The sequence below is a fragment of the Turicibacter bilis genome (assembly GCF_024499055.1).
Classification (GTDB): domain Bacteria; phylum Bacillota_I; class Bacilli_A; order MOL361; family Turicibacteraceae; genus Turicibacter; species Turicibacter bilis.
Map to the genome: position 1 here is coordinate 1,022,344 of NZ_CP071249.1, position 17,749 is coordinate 1,040,092.

Here is a 17,749-nt window from a genome sequence, read left to right on the forward strand (position 1 = left end):
TTTTCTCAACAAAAAAAGTTAGTGCTATTCATAATATAGCACTAACTTTTTTACAAACGTTGATTAATGATAAAAGCATTTGCTTGTTGATTCGCTGATACTTTCGCATCTAGTGTACAAAAGCGATTCGGATGTTCACCAATATGAGTAGCAGTCTGATAACCGACACTTTCATCTTGTAAGTTGGCAGCTAATCTTTGTCCAAGCTCCCCAGTTGCTAACTTCATTACGAACACACAATTACTTTGCCAAGAATATGATTTTTGATCAGCTAATTTTATATACGCCTCCATCTCATCATAACATCCACTACACCCTCGACACTGCATGGCTTTATTCCCATTTAGCTTTCTTGCAATGCAAGGTGTTGGCGTTAAGGCCACCAATTGATTTTTACGCCATTGATGTTTGCAAAAAAAGACAAAATCATTAATTGCTCGCATTGAGACTTGTTGATCACATTTATGGTTCGAAACAGGGCTTGCATCCTCTAAAATAACAGCTAATCGATCAGGTAATAACCAGTCATTAATCCAAGTGTATAAATCATAAAAGCGTAATCGTCCTCGAATCGATTGCTCATTCATCCACTTAAAACTTTGAATTAAATCAAATTTTTGTACGCCGTAAGCTTTAAAACAGCGCTTTTTCAATTCAGTCATCAACTTAACAAAACCGGGTTCAATCACAACTGGAATCGGAATTAGATTAATATCATTTTCTACTAAGTTTAACTGAACATGTTGCCGAAATAAATTGATTTGACTTCTTAATGCATCTTTATTTCCTTCTACCGTAAAAATATTAATTCGCTTTCCTCTAAAAAAAGATTCACAGGCATGAATAAGTCCAAACACATCCCCTCCAGACCCCGTTCCGAAAGCTAGCATATTCATTTCTTCTAATTCATCATAAACTGAAAAAATATCAATTTGACTAAATAAATCACGATAAACTTCATAAGCTTCACGATAACTTCTTGGAAATTGCTCAACTAAACAAGCAATAATCGCTTCTTGACTATTTTTTAAATTATTATGAGTATTTCCTTCTTTTTTAGCTTCATAATCCATAGGTAATTGATGAAACCAATCATAAATAACTTCATATAACGTCGGATTTAAATGTCTCATTCACCTCATCCCCCATTAGTTCACTCTTGCTTGCTACATTATATGAGAATCCGACGAGAAATATGTAATACGGCTATAAATCTACGACTTGTAAACGATCGACCTCAAAATACATCGAGACTTGAACAAATCCTGATTGATTCGATGGATTAATTTCATTATATGGAAAATATGCCGTCATTTCATTATATAAAGCGGTCCGTTCCATCGCGAACTCAACTTCTTGTGGGTAATTAATTTTCGCTAGTTGACAAAAGTAATTAAACTTATCCATGGCTACTAATGGATCAGTATAATATCGATCAAAATAAACTTGCTCATCAGGCTGAACAACAACAATTCTAATACGTTTAAAATTTCTTTCCATAGTGTCTCCTCCTACTTCATTCAATACGACTTCAATACATCCTATTTCAATGAAAGAGAAATATGCCTTGAAAACATGCACACTTTTCTTAAACGTATCAAAAGGCATAAAAAAGAGAAGTAATCTAGGTTAATTAACTGGTTCTATAATATTTGGTGTGGGTGATTCCCACACTTCTTTTATTTGGAATAAAAAATAAGTATAAAAAAAGAGACATCACGTCCCAAATTCTATACCATGTAATTGACCAAAAAAACACGAAAGGATTGGGTTTATGTCTCACAATAATTGTATCTTAACTTTACTCGATTTAAAAGATAAAAATATTACTTTTTCAGAAAATTGGATGAAAGATGTTCAGATTAACGGGATCCGCTCTAAGGTGATTTCTGGTATCCTCTCTTTTCAACCGACCCATTGTTACAACTGTGGTCATCTCTTTGACTCACAAATCATTAAACACGGCTTCAAAACCTCTCGTATTAAGATGATGAAACTCTCTGGCTTTGATACCTATCTCGATTTAAAAAAGCAACGCTATAAATTAATCTGTACCCTTTGTCAAGGACAAAGAAAAAAAACTAAGCAACTTGAAGCTGATTTCTGTATCCTACAGGAGTCAGCTTATTTAAATTCCATTGATATCTAAAGTTGTTATGGTAATCCATATAATCTTCAATTTCAATGAGTAAATCATCAAATGTCAGTTGATTTGTTATATCTGCTTCATCTTTTAGATGCCCAAAAAATGATTCTTGTGGAGCGTTATCCCAACAATTACCCTTTCTAGACATCGATTGTTGAATTCCCAATTCCTTTAATTGATTCGAAAATTGTGGACTCGTATAGTGCACGCCCTGATCGGAGTGAATAATCGTTTCTTTCGTTAATTGGACAGTCGGATTTTCTTCAAGTTGGTTCAGTGTTTGGAGAACAAAATCTATCTTTAAATTATCACTTAATTGAAAAGCTAAAACTTCATTCGTTGCACTATCTAAAATGGTCGAGAGATAGGCAGTCTGACCCTTTCCATATTTTAAATAAGTGATATCGGTTAATAGAACTTTGTAAGGTTCTGATGGCCTAAATTGACGGTTAACAAGATTTGGACAGACGCGATGTGCTTGCGTCGCTTTAGCGAGTTTACGATAGGGATTGCTGCGACGAACTTGACTCAATAATCCATATTTTTTCATGATTCGATGAATAGATTTTAGGTTAAAGGCGATGTTGAATTCTCCTTTAAGAACCATCGCTACTTGGCGAATTCCCTTGTTTTTTCGTCCCTTGAAATGAATGGCCTGTTGAATAACTTCTAAACGTTGTTGTTCCTCTTTTAATCGCTTTAAACGTGCTTCTTCAGCACATGACGAAAAATAACGATAATAACCTGATCTTGAAACACCAAGACTATCGCATAAATGAGAAATTAAAGAGTTAAATTTAGTTGATGTCTGACTCACTACTTGATGAATCATTTGAAACTTTACTTCTTTAGAGACTATTCGAGCATTTTTCTCATGAGTCTCAACTTTTTTAATAATTCGTTCTCAATCTTTAAAACTTCTAATTCAGCTTGCGTACGTAATAATTGTTCTTCTATCGTTAACTCTCGTTTTAGAGGCCTTCCAGAATTCTTGGTACGACTATCATCCAATCCTAATGGCCCCTGAGTTTTAAAGGCTTGTTTCCAACGTTTAGCTGCAGAATTCACACGCTGCATGCCAAGCATCGCAACATTAAATCCATAGTATTCGAATATCTCTCGTGGAAACTTTCCTTTCTCGCTCATCATAATAAAGTTCTCCTTAAATTCTTTCGTATAAGTAATCCCTTTTTCAGACACTGACTTAACATATTCATTTTGTTTGAGTTGTTCAATCTCTTGTGGTGTAAATAACTTCTTGCTCATCTAAAATCCTCCCAAAATCTAATAGTTTATATTATACCAAAAAGACCCTAGAGGGTAGACTTTTTTTATCTGTCTACTCTCTAGGGTACATTTTAAATGCCATCATTGTGATCGTACCTTTACGCTTAAAACCTCTCTTGTGGAATCTAATTGTTACCTTTCTAATCCCCTTAAACAAGCTATTTTCCTAGAGGCTAGCCATAAAAAATCCGAGTCAGATATTGCCCGTGAACTCAACGTATCCCATTCAACGGTCAATCGGATCATTCATACATCGTACGAGGAACAACCCCTTCATTTTAACTCTCTTCCAAAGGTGCTTTGTTTTGATGAGTTTAAGTCGGTCAAATCAGCGGAAGGGGCTATGTCATTCATTTTTTGTGATGCTTCTAATGGGAAGTTAATTGATATCGTTGAAGACCGTCGTCTAAGCACTTTAAAACCTTATTTCATGCGATTTTCTAAGGAGGCCCGTAAAGGTGTAACTCACGTTGTTATTGATATGTATGCTCCGTATATGACACTCATTAAAGAGGTGTTTCCCAACGCTAAAATTGTTTTAGATAAGTTCCACGTCGTTCAACTTTTATCTCGTGCCCTCAATAAAACTCGTATTCGCTTCATGAACCAAAACAAAGAATTCTACAATAAATTCAAACATTATTGGCGCCTTTTATTAAAAGCCCAAGAGGATATCCATTCTACCCACTACTTCTATTCTAACTGTTTCAAAAAGCAGATTTCTCAACAAGAAATCATCGACTTTTTACTCGCTTTAGATCCTGAATTAAAAGCGACTTATGACTTCTATCAAACCATCAAACAGGCCATCAAACTTCGCAACTTTGATGCTTTTCATCATGCCATTCAAAACCCCTCTGACTTACTTTCACCTGAAATGAAAACAGCTTTAAAAACATTAACTAACTACCAAGATTATATCAAAAATACGATTGAAACATCTTATACCAATGGAGTGCTTGAAGGGATTAATAACAAGATTAAAGTGATTAAACGCATGGCCTTTGGATACCGTAGTTTCTATCATTTCAAAGCTAGAATTTTGATTATCCATAAGTACACCTTTGAACAAAAAAATAAAAGGAATCAAACTGCTCAACGAGCAGCTTAATCCCTCACGATTACAGGTATAAAATTTCTTCACCCACACCAGTTGACAAAGAGCCAATTAACTTAGATGACTTCTCTTACTATTAAATTTTATCTACTATTAAGTCTCGCGATTCCTTCTTTTTTGACATCATCTATAATACTAGGCTGTAATTTCATCCCATGATGGAATGGAATCTAAAGCACCTAATTTAGTCGTTGTTAAGGCCCCAACTTTATTCGCATTTTTCGTAAAGTCAACTAACATTGCTTCATCAGTTAGAATACTTTTTGGTTGCTCTAAATTCGCAATTTGAGATAATAATGCTCCAATAAACGCATCTCCTGCTCCAGTCGAATCAATCATCTTAACTGGCATACTTTCAACCTTATATGTTTTTTCAATTGAAACTAATGATCCTTCTTTACCTAATGTTAAGGTAACAATTTTTGCTCCTAATGCATGTAGGGCAGCAATCATTTTCTCGTGATTTTCTTCGCCTGTAATAATTTGTCCTTCTTCTTCAGACACTTTAATTAAGTCTACATGTTTAATGACTTCTTTACAATGTTTCACGAATAACGCTTGCTTATCATGATATAAGGCATCACGATAGTTTGGATCAAATGAGATAAATTTGTCATTTTTAGTTGCAAAATCAATAAAGGCTTGATAAACCTCATATAATTGAGCTCCAAGTAAAGCTGTCGCACTACCTAAGTGAACAATTTTGCAATCATTAAATGCTTCGAAATTAATTTGTTCAGGTGAAATATTTCCATCTGCACCACGCATAAACTCGAAATCACGCTCTCCGTCTTCATCAATTGAAACATAAGCAATCGTTGTTCCTAAATTAGGATCTTCAATCACATGTGACGTTCCAACTTTATAATGTTCTAATGTTTCAATTAAAAATTTTCCGAATGAATCTTTTCCAACAGCTCCTACAAATTCAGCCGATGCCCCTAATTTCACAAGAGCAGTTGCAACGTTTGCTGGCGCCCCCCCAGCTTTTTTTTGGAATTTTTCAACATCAACTAACTTTTTTCCATTTTCAAGTGAGATAAAATCAATTAATACTTCACCAGGACAGATTACTTTTGCCATATTTACACCTCTTCTTACTTATTTAGTTCCCAGATTTTTGCCTCTAATTTTGCTGTTCCATCTGTAAAGAATTCAATTCCTGTACTTTCCTCTTTCGTGAAAATTCGTGTTGAGAAGACTTCCTGTCCATCATTAACGAAGATTTCAACTGATGATGTATCAACAAAAATTTGTAGCGTTAACTTGTCTGTCTCGAATTCACATTTACGTTGTGATCCAAATTCGTTTCCGCAAGTACGACCTGATTTCGAACGATCTAAGACTAGCTTTTTATTCTGTGTATCATAATAGAAGAGCGTTTCTTCTTCTTGGCTCGTACGAAGCTTAACCCCTAGTTCCTGAGCTTCAAAGTCACTAAACTCACAGAATAATTCATAGACTTGCCCATTAAATCCGATAAATGACTTCACTTCATTTTGTAAGTGAGTACTCACCTCAACACGATTCCCTCGTAGCTGTTGTAATTCTTTTACTGGCCTTTGTAACAATTTATCACCTACTACTTCTAGCTCACGAGGTAGTGTTAAACAGTGCGCCCAACCAGATTCATCACTCACACAATCAATACCTGGGAGTCCAAACCAACCAACTAAAATGCGTCTACCTTTTGGATCAAGCATTGTCTGAGGAGCATAAAATTCAAATCCGCGATCTAACTCTGTAAATGATCCATGGTTAAATACGCCATTTTCCCAATTAATTTCTTCACCAATTAAATACCCTGATTGGAAAATATTTTGATATTTATCTCCTTCCGGTTCCATTCCCTGAGGCGATATAATTATAACACCTTTACCATTTTGAGTAAAGTAGTCTGGGCATTCCCACATAAAGCCGTTCCCTTTAAACTGGGTCTGAACTTCTCCTTTATAATTCCAATGAATTAGGTCTTTTGACTCATAGTAAACGACTGTTCCCTGATGATCATCTATTTCAGCTCCAACTAAGCAATAAAATGATTCATCAATCTTGAAAACTTTAGGGTCTCTAAAATGCTCGGTTACATTTTCAGGCGCAGCCTTAATCACAGGCTTTGGATATTTTTCAATATGCCCTTCTTTATCCATAATTGCTAAACATTGTGTTGGATAACGAACCCACTCTTCATCACGCGCATTCCCTGTATACATTAAATATAATTTTTCATCATGTTCAATCGCTGTCCCGGAAAATACACCATGACTATCAAAAGAACGATCGGGTTCTAAAGCAATCCCACAATCTTTCCAATGAACTAAATCCGTTGATGTCGTATGATACCAATACTTCACCCCATGTACAGGACCTAATGGGAACCATTGATAGAACATGTGATATTCCCCGTTAAAGTAACTAAATCCATTCGGATCATTTAATAAACCTGTAATTGGTTGATTATGATATGTTTGTCGGTAACAACACTGACTAACCTGCTGTTTTAATGCATCATACTCTTCTTTTGATACCTCTTCGATGCGTCGATAACGCTGTTCTCTCGTCCACTCCATCTTCTGCACACTCCTTAAAAAAGTAATCGTTTTATTTTATTCTTACTAATATAAACTGCTTTAATCTCCAAAGAAATTAAAGCAGTCATTTTGTTAATTAAACATTTTGTTTTTTGTTAAATAATTTGGCTAAAATCACTGTCGCAATGAATCCAATCACAAATGCGATTACTAAAGTCACCATGTATTGGATCATTGATTCTGGACGAATCACAATAACTCCAGGAATTCCTGCTGGTCCAGGAGAAACTGATAAAACCTGCATAAACGTACAGTAAGCAGAGGCAACAGCCGAACCAATTAAAGCTCCAATAAACGGATATTTAAACTTTAAGTTAACCCCAAACACCGCTGGTTCTGTAATTCCAAGTAAAGCAGATACTCCAGCTGCTGAAGCCAAGCTCTTCATCTTTGCATTACGCTTCATGAGATACATCACGGCTAAAGCAGCCGCTCCCTGCGCCACATTTGATGCTGCAACAACCGCAAAGGTTGGTGACCCGCCTAATGTTCCGATATTGGCCAAAATTTGCGTCTCAGCAGTTACTAATGAGTGATGCATCCCTGTAATTACTAATAATGGATAAGCTACACCATAGATTGCTCCCCCGACTGGGCCTAAGCTAAAGAATAACCACATTACAGCTTCTGTTAGTCCATCTCCTACCACGCGCATTGCAGGTCCAATGATGATAAATGTTAAAGCTGCCGTTAATAACACTGAAACTAATGGTGTAATGATGTTATCAAACATTGCTGGTACAATTTTACGTGATCGTTGTTCAATCTTAGCTAAAACAAATGATGATACGATAACTGGTAATACCGTTCCTTGATAACCTACTTTTGCAATCTCAAAACCAAAAATATTCCATGCTGGAACTGTACCATCTAATAAGGCTTGTCCATAATCATATCCATTTAATAAATCTGGATGAATCATGATTGCCCCAATAACAGCCCCAAGAACGGGTGTTCCTCCAAAAATTTTAGTCGCTGAGAATCCAATTAACACTGGTAAGAACGTAAAGGCTGCATTTGAGAATAAGTTAATCATCTCAGCTAAATCGGCCGTTTGCGGATAAGCTTCAACTAAAGACTTCCCTTCAATGAATAACCCTTGTGCCGTTAAGACGTTATTTAATCCCATTAATAAACCAGCAGCAACTAAAGCTGGTAAAATAGGAACAAACACATCAGCTAACGATTTTAGCATACGTTGGAAGACATTTAACTTTGATCCAGCTGCTTCTTTTAATTCTTCTTTACTAACTTCTTGAATATTAGTTACTTGCACAAACTCACGATAAACTTGATCCACAATCCCCGTTCCTAAAATAACTTGAAATTGCCCTCCATTATTAAATGTTCCTTTAACAAGATCCATTGCTTCAATTTGATCAACATCAATTTTTTTATCATCTTTTACAACAACTCGTAAACGTGTGGCACAACTTGCAACACGAATGACGTTGTTTTCCCCACCTACAAAAGCAACAATTTGTTTTGCAGCTTCAAGGTATTGATTATTTGCCATACTGATTCCTCCTTATATAAAAATGAAACGTTTCATTTTTATTCCTAAAAAAGAAACTACTCATTCACTTAAAAATGAAACGTTTCACTTTCTATGGTATAATCATAATATATTTTTTTGTAACCGTCAACATTTTTTAACGTTTTCAAAAAATGTTTTCATTTAGTCTAAGTTCTATCCGTTCTTACTTTTTTCATAGTATCTTTCACTTTAATGAAGATTAATTCTATAAGAAGCGATCTGATTGAAACATGTTTAATGATACTAAGTCTGATATTCTATAAATCTATTTGTATATATTAAGCAACCGTCATTCAAAAATCATCAATAACACGCTCACTATGTATAGGAAAGTTACTCAGAATCTAATCCATAAAAAAAGACAGCCTCTTTTTTCGATTAGCTGTCTTTTTGTCGTTTCGTTGTATTCCCTTGGATAAAGTGTACAGGTAAAAGAATTTCTTTTTCAATCGTTTCTTTATTAATCAAATGAATGATTGCTGCAACACTCTCTTTAGCTATCTCTTCAATCGGTTGACGAATCGTTGAAATTTCAATTTGATCATGTTTAGAGGATTTCACCCCATCAAAACCAATAATCTGTACGTCATCTGGAATTGAAATTTGATGTTTTTCTAAAAAATTAATCACTTCTAAAGCATAGGCATCTGTTACGGCAAAGATTCCATCAATTGAATGTTCTTTAATAATTTTTTCTAGTAAAAACTGCTCCATTTTCTCATGAAACTCAGATTGACTGCCAATTAAATCAAAGATCTCATAGGTCTTTTGATATTTTTCGCAGTAATCAATAAATCCTTTTTTTCGATTCCTTGTTGTATTTTCTTTCTTAGAACCAGCTCCGATAAAACACAGTGATTGACATCCCGCTTCATCTAAATGTTTTGCGGCTAACTGGCCACCTAAGAAGTTATCACTACTCACATAAGGTACTTCATCATTAAAAAAGCGGTCAATACTGATCAATGGAATATTCGATGAAACATAATGTTCAATATCACTATATGTAATCGCAATAATCCCATCTACTTGATTCTGTTTTGCCATCGTCAGATAAGATAATTCGGTTAAATAGTCACCTTCGGAATTACAAAGAATCATTTTATACTCATGTTGTCTTAAATTTTTTTCAATGTTATAAGCCAATTCACCAAAGAAAGGATGCCAGACGGTTGGTAAAATGAGTGCCACCGTATTCGTTCGGCTAACTTTCAAACCACGCGCATAGACATTTGGCTGATAATTTAGTTCTTTGATAGCCAATTCAACCGCCTGTTTCGTTTTTGGCTTTACTTCAATATTATTAATCACTTTCGAGACAGTTCCAACCGAGACACCAGCTCGTTTGGCTACCTCTTTTATCGTTGACACGTTTCAATCACACCTTTATTTATCCTAATGATCGATTATGAACCTCTCATATTATTTTCATACTGGCGGAAAGGAAGGGATTCGAACCCTCGCGACGATTTCTCGTCCTAATGCCGTTCCAAGACATCCTCTTGAGCCACTTGAGTACCTTTCCATCTTTAAATTATATCATGCCATTATCTTTTAGAATAGGTTGTTAGAAAAAAGAGTACTCAGTTTAAGAGTACTCTCTATCCTTTTATTGAAGTTCTGCTAATACCTCATCTAACTCATGAAGTAATGTTTGAACATTTGCTTCCGTAATGACTAGTGGCGGTTGGAAGGCTAATACATTTCGATTTAATCCATTCTTTCCAACGATAATCCCACGATCCTTTAACTTTTCTAAAATGACATCTGTTTCCTCTGAAGCAGGTTGTCCGTCTTCTTTAACTAGCTCCGCCCCTAACATTAAGCCGATGCCACGAACATCTTTAATTAATGAATATTTAGCTTGAAGAGCAATGAGTCCCTCTTTTAACATCTCTCCTAAATGAGCGGCTGTCTCACATAACTCATATTTTTCAATATAATCAAGCACGGCAAGCGCAGTCGCAGATGAAACAGGATTTCCCCCTAATGTCGATGCCGATGGTTTAGTAAAAGCCTTTGCTACTTCATCCGTCGTACAGAATGCTGAAATTGGCATCCCATTTCCTAATGCTTTGGCCACTGTCATAATATCAGGCACCACATCGTAATGCTCAATCGCAAACATTTTACCAGTTCGTGCAAATCCAGTTTGAACTTCATCAATAATTAATAAAATTCCATTATCTTCTAATAATTGTTTTAACTCTTTAAAGTACCAAGCAGGTGGAGTAATAATTCCCCCATTCCCTTGAATCGGTTCTGCGATTAGGGCTGCAATATGATTAGCACCACGTGCTTGAATAATTTCTTTGATGCTTTCAATTGACGCTTTTGCAGCTTGTTCTAAATCAGTGTTACTATCCCACACCGTTTTTGCAAAGTGAACCTTAGGTGATAAATCTGGATCTGCTCGCCACATTGGTATTCCTGTTGCACTCATCGTTAAGTAGGTACGTCCATGTAGGCCATTCTCTAACGCGATAAACTCATTTTTTCCTGTATATAAACGTGCAAGTAACATTGCCCCTTCATTTGCTTCAGAACCTGTACAACAGAAGAATGAACGTCGTAAATCACCCGGTAAGACCGAAGCAAGTTTCTCAGCTAACTGAACCATTTCCTCTGTTAAATAAATAATCGTCGTATGCTGTAAGGTTTGCATTTGTTGAATCGTCTTTTCTAAAATTTCTGGATTACAATGCCCACAGTTCATCACCGAAACACCCGCAAAGAAATCTAAATATTCTTTTCCTTGATCATCATATAAAAATTGCATACTTCCTTTTACGATTTGCGGAGGATTCGCATAAAAGTGATTACGATGAGATGACGGAAGTAAGAATTCTTTCTTTTTCTCAATTATTTGATTAGCGCCAATCATTAATGACCTCTCCTTAATTAAAATTTAATGCTCCAAGCGTAAACCCTAAATGATCATAGTTTAATGATTTAAATAGATTCTGACACTCTTCTAAATTTGTGATTGCTTTTTTATACGTTTGAATAATCATTCTTAACGTCTCTAATTCATAATGACATCCTTCAATTCTAAATGTCTTTACACCTAATTCATGAAGTGATTTTAATAATGGTAAATAACACAATTCTTTTGATAATAACATGTGATTATTTCCTTTATTATCGCGATAAACAGGATGTTCATTATTTTTATCATCAATTAAAAGTAATGGTCTGGCATCTTGATACTGACGCCCTTTCTGTTCACTTGGTGCCATCACTTTTGTATTTTCATATAAATCATGACTCATATACATGACAACTGGTGAACCATGAACAACCATTTCCATCGGTAATTGAGTTTGAGTCACTAATTCTTTTGTATTTTTAACTGGTGACTCATTTGAAATAGTTCCTGTGCTTAAACCTAATTGCTGATAAAAGTTAGCTGCAATTGCATTATAGATATTTAAGGCATGGTCCCCTCGCATTGAATATCCTAATGATCCAAACTTATGCATGCTTCCTAAGTTTGTCACGAGTAGTCCATCAATTCCTAAATCTTGATCCGTCAATAAATGTTGATATCTTGCAAAATCATCCTCATACATCATGGTCGGTAACCCTAAATAAATTTTTGATTGTCCTTTTTGTGAAGTTAAATCTTTAATTTCCTTTTTACTAAACGGCAAATTAGGTTGGAAAACCTCGCCCGATAAATAAATATAATCGACACCCTCTTCAATGGCCATTAAAGCAGAGGCGTAGTTATTTACTTTTACACTTAATGTTGGTTGATGATGTGAGATTCCCTCAATAGTGAATGCCTCTTGAATTTCTTCGACACGCTTTTGTGTTAGATCAAGTTCATTAACTGGTTTACTAAAGACTTTCCCCGTACTATAAAATTTTCCAGTCCCCTCGTAACGTTCATTAATATTACTTAAACCTGGTTTTCCAAACGCATAAGCTGTCGAAAAATCACGTTTACGATTATTAAATAATGTCTGAGATTCTTTTTTACGGTCATAGACGATAGGATCATCAATGTATCGATCAATCGCATCGCGATAACTATTAATAATCCCAATTAAATACTCTGCATCTCTCATACGCCCTTCAATCTTAAATGAAACAACTCCGGCATCAATTAATTCTGGAATATGTTCATACATATACATATCTTTCACTGCCATCGGGAAAGTTGTATTATATTGTAAATTCCCATGATTAATTTTATATCCCCAACGACAAGGTTTCATACATCGTCCACGATTACTACTATTTCCAAACAAAATTCCACTATATGTACATTGTGCCCCATGTGCCACACACATATCACCATGAACAAAGTACTCAAACTCCATATCTGTTTGAACAGAGAATAATTTGACAGTGTTTAAATCAATATCTCGTGATGTCACTACACGCGTCACACCTAGTTCACGTAACTTTTTAATCGTCTCTAAGTTATGAACATTCATCATGACTGATGCATGAATATTTAACTTTAACTTTAACTTCTGCACGAGCGCAATAATACTCATATCTTGTACAATAATCGCATCTGGAGCTGCTGATTCTAAGAAACGTAAATAATGCTCTGTCTCTAGCAGATCTTCAGAGCTTAATAAATTATTTACCGTGACATAAACTTTCTTTCCAAGTTCATGTGCCATCTGAATTGCTTTGACAATCTCATCATTCGAAAAATTAAAATCTTTACGATGCAGACGCATATTTAAAATTTTTCCACCTAAATAAAATGCATCTGCTCCACTATGAAGAATCTGCTTGAAAATTTCAAAATTTCCTGCCGGCGCAAGTAATTCGACTTCTTGCTGATTAAAATATCGACTCATATAACTCCCCTTATACTTTAATAAAATATCTCCTCTATTATATCATTTTTTCGACTTAATTCTAAGTCATCCACATAAGACCTACAAAAAAACACCAATGAGCAAAAGGCTCTACTGGTGTTTTTTCGATATTAACGTCCACAACATTTTTTGTATTTTTTACCGCTTTGACATGGGCATGGTTCATTACGTCCAACTTTTGTTGATTTCATTGGATTAATCATTGGGACAACGACTTGATTAGATTGTGCGTCATTTAATGAAGTAGCTTCTTGATCCACTTGACGGAATCCTTTACTTTCCCATGTGCGTGCATAGTTGAAAGCATCCATTAATAAAATCATTAATGCTTGTCCAACATTGTATGATTCAATTTCAATTCCACGACTTTCAAGTGCCATAAAAGCTAATTTCGCTTGATATTTATAAGTGAAGGCGACACCCATTTCATGTGCAATTTCACGTGCCACATTTACATCATCACAAATATTTTCAGAAATGAATTTGCAAACTTGTTCTAGTTGTGGTGTCCACTCCCCTTGATCTGTACCAAATTGCATAACCTCTTCTTTCGTTGGCATGTAATAAGGTTTATCTTGTTGCATGTCATATAGTGCAACAGCATCCATCTCTGAATCAATTAATAATACATCGCTTACTAATAATGGACCGAATGATTGAACATCACCCTTGAATGTTAGTTTACAGAATAACACGTTTAATGCTTCTTCTGCTGTTAATTCTGGTGCTTCATATTGATTGAACACTGAAATTAACTGATTGAACTCACAAACTCCATATAAATTTACTAGCGCCTTCATATATAAGTAAACTAAATCAACTCGAACTTTAGCCTCTTCTAAAGCTGCTTGATCAATTGATTGGTAAGCCTCTTTTACCACTTCTGGCATCACATAAACAACCTCTTTACCATTCATAACTGGTAAAACATATCCTAGGCTATATAAAATATGAACGCATCCGCTCATGACATCATCAACAGATACATACGTTTCATTTGCGAGCATTACGAAATCACTCATCATGACGTCATCTAATCCACAAAGAATATACTCTAAGCGAGCTGAATCTGCTAATGTTGATTTGATACGCTCAATTAATCCACCTTTAGCTAATGATGAACATCCTTTTAAACCATGTGCATCCACGATTGCTTTTAATTCAGGTTTCTTTAATTTATTTAAAATTGTTTCAAAACTCTCATCATAATTACATTTAATCGCATTGGCAATCATCGATTCTTTAATAATATCATTCATATTTTGCATCAGTAATCCCACCTTACAAAAGAAAAGTCAACTCGAAATTTATACTGTACCATATAATAATTCAAATTGCAAAAGAAAATAATATAAAACGCCTCTACATTTCACTCACATTTTGTTGCTTTTTCGCGAATTAACCACGAAAAATGTAGAAAAATATATTTTTTAGCTTATAAATTCTCCGTTAAAAATGCAAACTATTCGTATTATACAAAAAAAAAGGAGTGAAATAAATGGCTTTGTTATATTTTTTTGAAATGTTATACACACTTATGAACTATTGGGAGCTATTTTTTCCTAATTTTTCAAATTTATTTTAACTCTTCTTACAAATTGTTCCAATATATGACACTCAACTAAAAAGTTATCTTTCTTAATCGCTAGACTCTCTCCCCCCCAATGTTTCATATTCAATACTTATATTTTAAATTTAATTGCATATATTGTATCAATACGGTTAATGCAAACAAGGGGGGATATGATGGCGATTTTTTGGTATATTCTAATTGCCTACATTAGTATTTTTATTCATGAAATGGGGCATTATTCATCTGCCTATTTCTTTGGTGTTAAAGCCACTGACGTTATTACAGGCATGGGATTTAAAGTTATCTCCTTCAAAACAAAATATACGACCTTTACCTTTAACATTATTCCCGGGGGTGGGATGACCATCTATCCACAAAGTCAAGAATTAAAGCTCTCTCGATATAAGCAATTTATCATTTTAGGATCAGGTGTCACCTTCAACTATCTTGCTGCTATTTTGGCCACAACTTTCTATTTTGAAACCTCGCTTTTAAATGGTTTTATGGCCTTTAATGAAATGATTTTCAACTTTATTCAAACCCTTTTCACCCTATTTTCCTTTAACGATATGCTAACTCCACAAGTAGGTATGACCGATTCGATAGAACTCATTGCCAACCAATTTACAACGATAAAATTTATTCTCTTCATCTTCATTTTCATGAATTTATTACTCTTTCTCTTTAACCTTCTCCCCATCCCATTCTTTGATGGCGGCCAAATGCTGTCACTCTATACTGATCCATTACTATATAAAATCGGTATCTCAGCCAAACAACTCAATTTAATCAAAACAAGCATCAACCAACTCGTCGGCATTCTACTCATCACTATCGCCTGTTTACCACTCATCAATGAAATTTATCGCTACCTCACTCAAAACCACCTATCCACAAAAGTCATGATTAAGTGGGCACTTATCATTATCGGAACAATTTTGATTAAACGACTTCTCACTTCAATTATTCAGCATTTTAAACTTAATAAATAAAGGTCTGAGCCACTAATTAGCATCAGACCTTTTACTTTAACTCATCTTTTTAATCACTTTTGAAAGTGGTGGATATAAAAATAACGTCGCTAAAAATGTGCTTAATCCATTTCCAAGTGACACTTGAAAACCAAGTAACAAACGAATCCAAAGTGCTTTCGATGTCATTCCACTCATCATCATAAACGGTAAATCGATTAACGTCCCACATAAAAAGGCTAAAACAAACCCTAAAACGGCTAAAAAATATTCCGATTTCAATCGTTTCCCAAACAGGTGATAAATCAAAGTATAGCTCGGAAAAACGAGAGCATACATGAGCGTCCATAATTGAATCCCATATACCAGTAACAATAATAAACAAAATAATAATACAGTCAAAAAAGCATGTTTCTTCGGAAGCGTCACACTGTACAATAGCACAGTGAAATTAAAGAGTTCGACATACATGACCATTGAACCACAGCTATAAATGATAAATAAGAGTGTCGCCAATAGCGACACTCTTGTCATTTCTTTCACACTCATTCTTACCAACCCATGTTACTTGTATAACTGAATGTTACCATATCTCCATCGTGAATCATTAAGCTATCAACACCTGGTGCTTGTCCAATTGGCATCTCTAATCCTTGAGAAGGTGATTCATAACTATACATCCACCAAGGACCTGTTGCTCCATTTTCCTTTGCACTTAACCCTAAAAATCCAGTAATATATAGACCGTATTCAGACTCTTCAGCTTCTAGCTGTAACTCGTCTTTATACTGTACTAAAACTTCTCCTAAAGACTCAGCATCCGTTTTTAATACTTTATTATCTAATAACGTTTCTTTGCTCTCATCATTTAAGATCGTAATCGTAATTGACTTCTCTCCCTCTTGTTTACTCATCGGTGAAATAGTAAATCCAATCACGACAACAGCTACAATCGCTACCAATGCGATTAATGCCTTTTTCACATTCAATTTCATGAAAAATCCTCCTTAATACGATTTTGAGATAAACTCAACTTCATCAACTTCAAATACAGCATTCACTTCAACAGAGAAAGCAAATAATAAATTAGCAATCAAATTAGCAAAATCAATGACCAACTGCGGAACATCTAGCCCGTCTTGCTCTAATAAATATAAATTACGAACAACTTGCTTCGCTTGACATCTTGCAATATGATACCAAGAAGAAACTTCATGCCCTGTCGGATAAACAAAACGATTCAGACGTTCCTTATTTTTTTCCTTTAACGTATGAAGCATGTCTAACCCTTTGTTCAAATCCTCCTCACTGACGGCTAAGCGACCTCGAATCGATCCATTTAAATGTAAGACCATCTCCATTAACCACCATGTCTCTTCCTTAAGTGGGGTGGATAAAGAACAAATCATCCCAAGTGTTGATGATAATGTATCCGTTAATACTTCATGGTCCACTAAACGACCTTTTTCGTTTAAAAAAGGATACGCAATTAAATCCCAATTTTGACTCATGATTTTACCTCTCCCTACGTTTTATGCATGGCCTTCAATATTATTCCACGTCACTCTGTTAGTTGCTATCCTATTATAGCGAAACCATTAAAAACTAACAACTATGAAAGATAAAAGAAAAGAAATTTTTAAAATCTCGTATTCTTATTAATAAAATAAACCATAATAAAAA

16 protein-coding genes and 1 tRNA gene are annotated in these 17,749 nt (G+C 34.9%); 3 read left to right on the forward strand and 14 right to left on the reverse strand.

Annotated features, from left to right (window positions below; genetic code table 11):
- Positions 1-50: 50 nt before the first annotated feature.
- Positions 51-1,133 (reverse strand): hypothetical protein, encoded by a 1,083-nt coding sequence (locus J0J69_RS04760; protein WP_212726086.1) that lies wholly within the window; start codon positions 1,131-1,133, stop codon positions 51-53.
- Positions 1,134-1,206: 73 nt separating this feature from the next.
- Positions 1,207-1,500 carry a hypothetical protein gene (locus J0J69_RS04765; RefSeq protein WP_212726087.1) on the reverse strand — a complete coding sequence of 98 codons (294 nt, stop codon included), beginning with the start codon at positions 1,498-1,500 and terminating at the stop codon, positions 1,207-1,209.
- A 274-nt stretch (positions 1,501-1,774) separates the two neighbouring features.
- Here J0J69_RS04765 and J0J69_RS04770 point away from each other — a divergent pair, with 274 nt between their 5' ends.
- Positions 1,775-2,149, forward strand: coding sequence for a transposase family protein (locus tag J0J69_RS04770; protein WP_256637934.1), 375 nt, complete (start codon positions 1,775-1,777; stop codon positions 2,147-2,149).
- Here the strand turns inward: J0J69_RS04770 and J0J69_RS04775 are convergent.
- A protein-coding gene (locus J0J69_RS04775) for an IS3 family transposase (protein WP_370456843.1) occupies positions 2,082-3,412 on the reverse strand; the annotation gives its coding sequence in 2 pieces (ribosomal slippage) (positions 2,082-3,008 and positions 3,011-3,412; 1,329 coding nt in all). The genes J0J69_RS04770 and J0J69_RS04775 overlap by 68 nt on opposite strands.
- A gap of 67 nt (positions 3,413-3,479) precedes the next feature.
- Between J0J69_RS04775 and J0J69_RS04780 the strand changes: the two genes are divergently transcribed.
- Positions 3,480-4,544 carry an ISL3 family transposase gene (locus tag J0J69_RS04780; protein ID WP_256637950.1) on the forward strand — a complete coding sequence of 355 codons (1,065 nt, stop codon included), beginning with the start codon at positions 3,480-3,482 and terminating at the stop codon, positions 4,542-4,544.
- 141 nt (positions 4,545-4,685) lie between these two features.
- Here J0J69_RS04780 and J0J69_RS04785 read toward each other — a convergent pair whose 3' ends face one another.
- From J0J69_RS04785 to J0J69_RS04820, 8 genes are all read right to left on the reverse strand, one after another.
- Positions 4,686-5,633 carry a carbohydrate kinase family protein gene (locus tag J0J69_RS04785; protein ID WP_068758914.1) on the reverse strand — a complete coding sequence of 316 codons (948 nt, stop codon included), beginning with the start codon at positions 5,631-5,633 and terminating at the stop codon, positions 4,686-4,688.
- Positions 5,634-5,647: 14 nt separating this feature from the next.
- The gene (locus J0J69_RS04790) at positions 5,648-7,120 is read right to left on the reverse strand and encodes a glycoside hydrolase family 32 protein (RefSeq protein WP_212726101.1); all 1,473 of its coding nucleotides are present in this window, start codon (positions 7,118-7,120) and stop codon (positions 5,648-5,650) included.
- Between the two features lie 97 nt (positions 7,121-7,217).
- Positions 7,218-8,657: a sucrose-specific PTS transporter subunit IIBC gene (locus tag J0J69_RS04795; RefSeq protein ID WP_055305984.1), complete on the reverse strand. Its 1,440-nt coding sequence runs from the start codon at positions 8,655-8,657 to the stop codon at positions 7,218-7,220.
- 399 nt (positions 8,658-9,056) lie between these two features.
- On the reverse strand, positions 9,057-10,049 hold the full coding sequence (locus J0J69_RS04800; RefSeq protein ID WP_068758918.1) for a LacI family DNA-binding transcriptional regulator: 993 nt from the start codon (positions 10,047-10,049) through the stop codon (positions 9,057-9,059).
- Between the two features lie 63 nt (positions 10,050-10,112).
- A tRNA-Ser gene (locus J0J69_RS04805) sits at positions 10,113-10,203 on the reverse strand.
- Positions 10,204-10,287: 84 nt separating this feature from the next.
- Complete coding sequence (locus tag J0J69_RS04810) at positions 10,288-11,562, reverse strand: aspartate aminotransferase family protein (protein ID WP_068758919.1); 1,275 nt, start codon at positions 11,560-11,562, stop codon at positions 10,288-10,290.
- Positions 11,563-11,575: 13 nt separating this feature from the next.
- Complete coding sequence (locus J0J69_RS04815) at positions 11,576-13,501, reverse strand: peptidase U32 family protein (RefSeq protein ID WP_068758920.1); 1,926 nt, start codon at positions 13,499-13,501, stop codon at positions 11,576-11,578.
- A gap of 131 nt (positions 13,502-13,632) precedes the next feature.
- Positions 13,633-14,790 (reverse strand): YecA family protein, encoded by a 1,158-nt coding sequence (locus J0J69_RS04820; RefSeq protein ID WP_212723469.1) that lies wholly within the window; start codon positions 14,788-14,790, stop codon positions 13,633-13,635.
- Between the two features lie 478 nt (positions 14,791-15,268).
- Here J0J69_RS04820 and J0J69_RS04825 point away from each other — a divergent pair, with 478 nt between their 5' ends.
- Complete coding sequence (locus tag J0J69_RS04825; RefSeq protein WP_212724838.1) at positions 15,269-16,087, forward strand: site-2 protease family protein; 819 nt, start codon at positions 15,269-15,271, stop codon at positions 16,085-16,087.
- A gap of 36 nt (positions 16,088-16,123) precedes the next feature.
- Here J0J69_RS04825 and J0J69_RS04830 read toward each other — a convergent pair whose 3' ends face one another.
- From J0J69_RS04830 to J0J69_RS04840, 3 genes are read right to left on the reverse strand one after another with little or no spacing between them, the layout of a single operon-like run.
- A complete protein-coding gene (locus J0J69_RS04830; RefSeq protein ID WP_212724839.1) occupies positions 16,124-16,615 on the reverse strand; it encodes a hypothetical protein in 492 nt (163 codons plus the stop codon).
- 2 nt (positions 16,616-16,617) lie between these two features.
- Positions 16,618-17,061 carry a DUF4430 domain-containing protein gene (locus J0J69_RS04835; RefSeq protein ID WP_212726102.1) on the reverse strand — a complete coding sequence of 148 codons (444 nt, stop codon included), beginning with the start codon at positions 17,059-17,061 and terminating at the stop codon, positions 16,618-16,620.
- A gap of 12 nt (positions 17,062-17,073) precedes the next feature.
- Complete coding sequence (locus J0J69_RS04840) at positions 17,074-17,577, reverse strand: ATP:cob(I)alamin adenosyltransferase (RefSeq protein ID WP_068758922.1); 504 nt, start codon at positions 17,575-17,577, stop codon at positions 17,074-17,076.
- Positions 17,578-17,749: the final 172 nt, after the last annotated feature.

Coding starts and splice junctions, on each gene's coding strand:
- J0J69_RS04830 (WP_212724839.1), bottom strand. CDS start 16,615: ATGAGTGTGAAAGAAATGACAAGAGTGTCGCTATTGGCGACACTCTTA.
- J0J69_RS04840 (WP_068758922.1), bottom strand. CDS start 17,577: ATGAGTCAAAATTGGGATTTAATTGCGTATCCTTTTTTAAACGAAAAA.
- J0J69_RS04810 (WP_068758919.1), bottom strand. CDS start 11,562: ATGATTGGCGCTAATCAAATAATTGAGAAAAAGAAAGAATTCTTACTT.
- J0J69_RS04825 (WP_212724838.1), top strand. CDS start 15,269: ATGGCGATTTTTTGGTATATTCTAATTGCCTACATTAGTATTTTTATT.
- J0J69_RS04815 (WP_068758920.1), bottom strand. CDS start 13,501: ATGAGTCGATATTTTAATCAGCAAGAAGTCGAATTACTTGCGCCGGCA.
- J0J69_RS04785 (WP_068758914.1), bottom strand. CDS start 5,633: ATGGCAAAAGTAATCTGTCCTGGTGAAGTATTAATTGATTTTATCTCA.
- J0J69_RS04790 (WP_212726101.1), bottom strand. CDS start 7,120: ATGGAGTGGACGAGAGAACAGCGTTATCGACGCATCGAAGAGGTATCA.
- J0J69_RS04795 (WP_055305984.1), bottom strand. CDS start 8,657: ATGGCAAATAATCAATACCTTGAAGCTGCAAAACAAATTGTTGCTTTT.
- J0J69_RS04835 (WP_212726102.1), bottom strand. CDS start 17,061: ATGAAATTGAATGTGAAAAAGGCATTAATCGCATTGGTAGCGATTGTA.
- J0J69_RS04760 (WP_212726086.1), bottom strand. CDS start 1,133: ATGAGACATTTAAATCCGACGTTATATGAAGTTATTTATGATTGGTTT.
- J0J69_RS04765 (WP_212726087.1), bottom strand. CDS start 1,500: ATGGAAAGAAATTTTAAACGTATTAGAATTGTTGTTGTTCAGCCTGAT.
- J0J69_RS04770 (WP_256637934.1), top strand. CDS start 1,775: ATGTCTCACAATAATTGTATCTTAACTTTACTCGATTTAAAAGATAAA.
- J0J69_RS04820 (WP_212723469.1), bottom strand. CDS start 14,790: ATGCAAAATATGAATGATATTATTAAAGAATCGATGATTGCCAATGCG.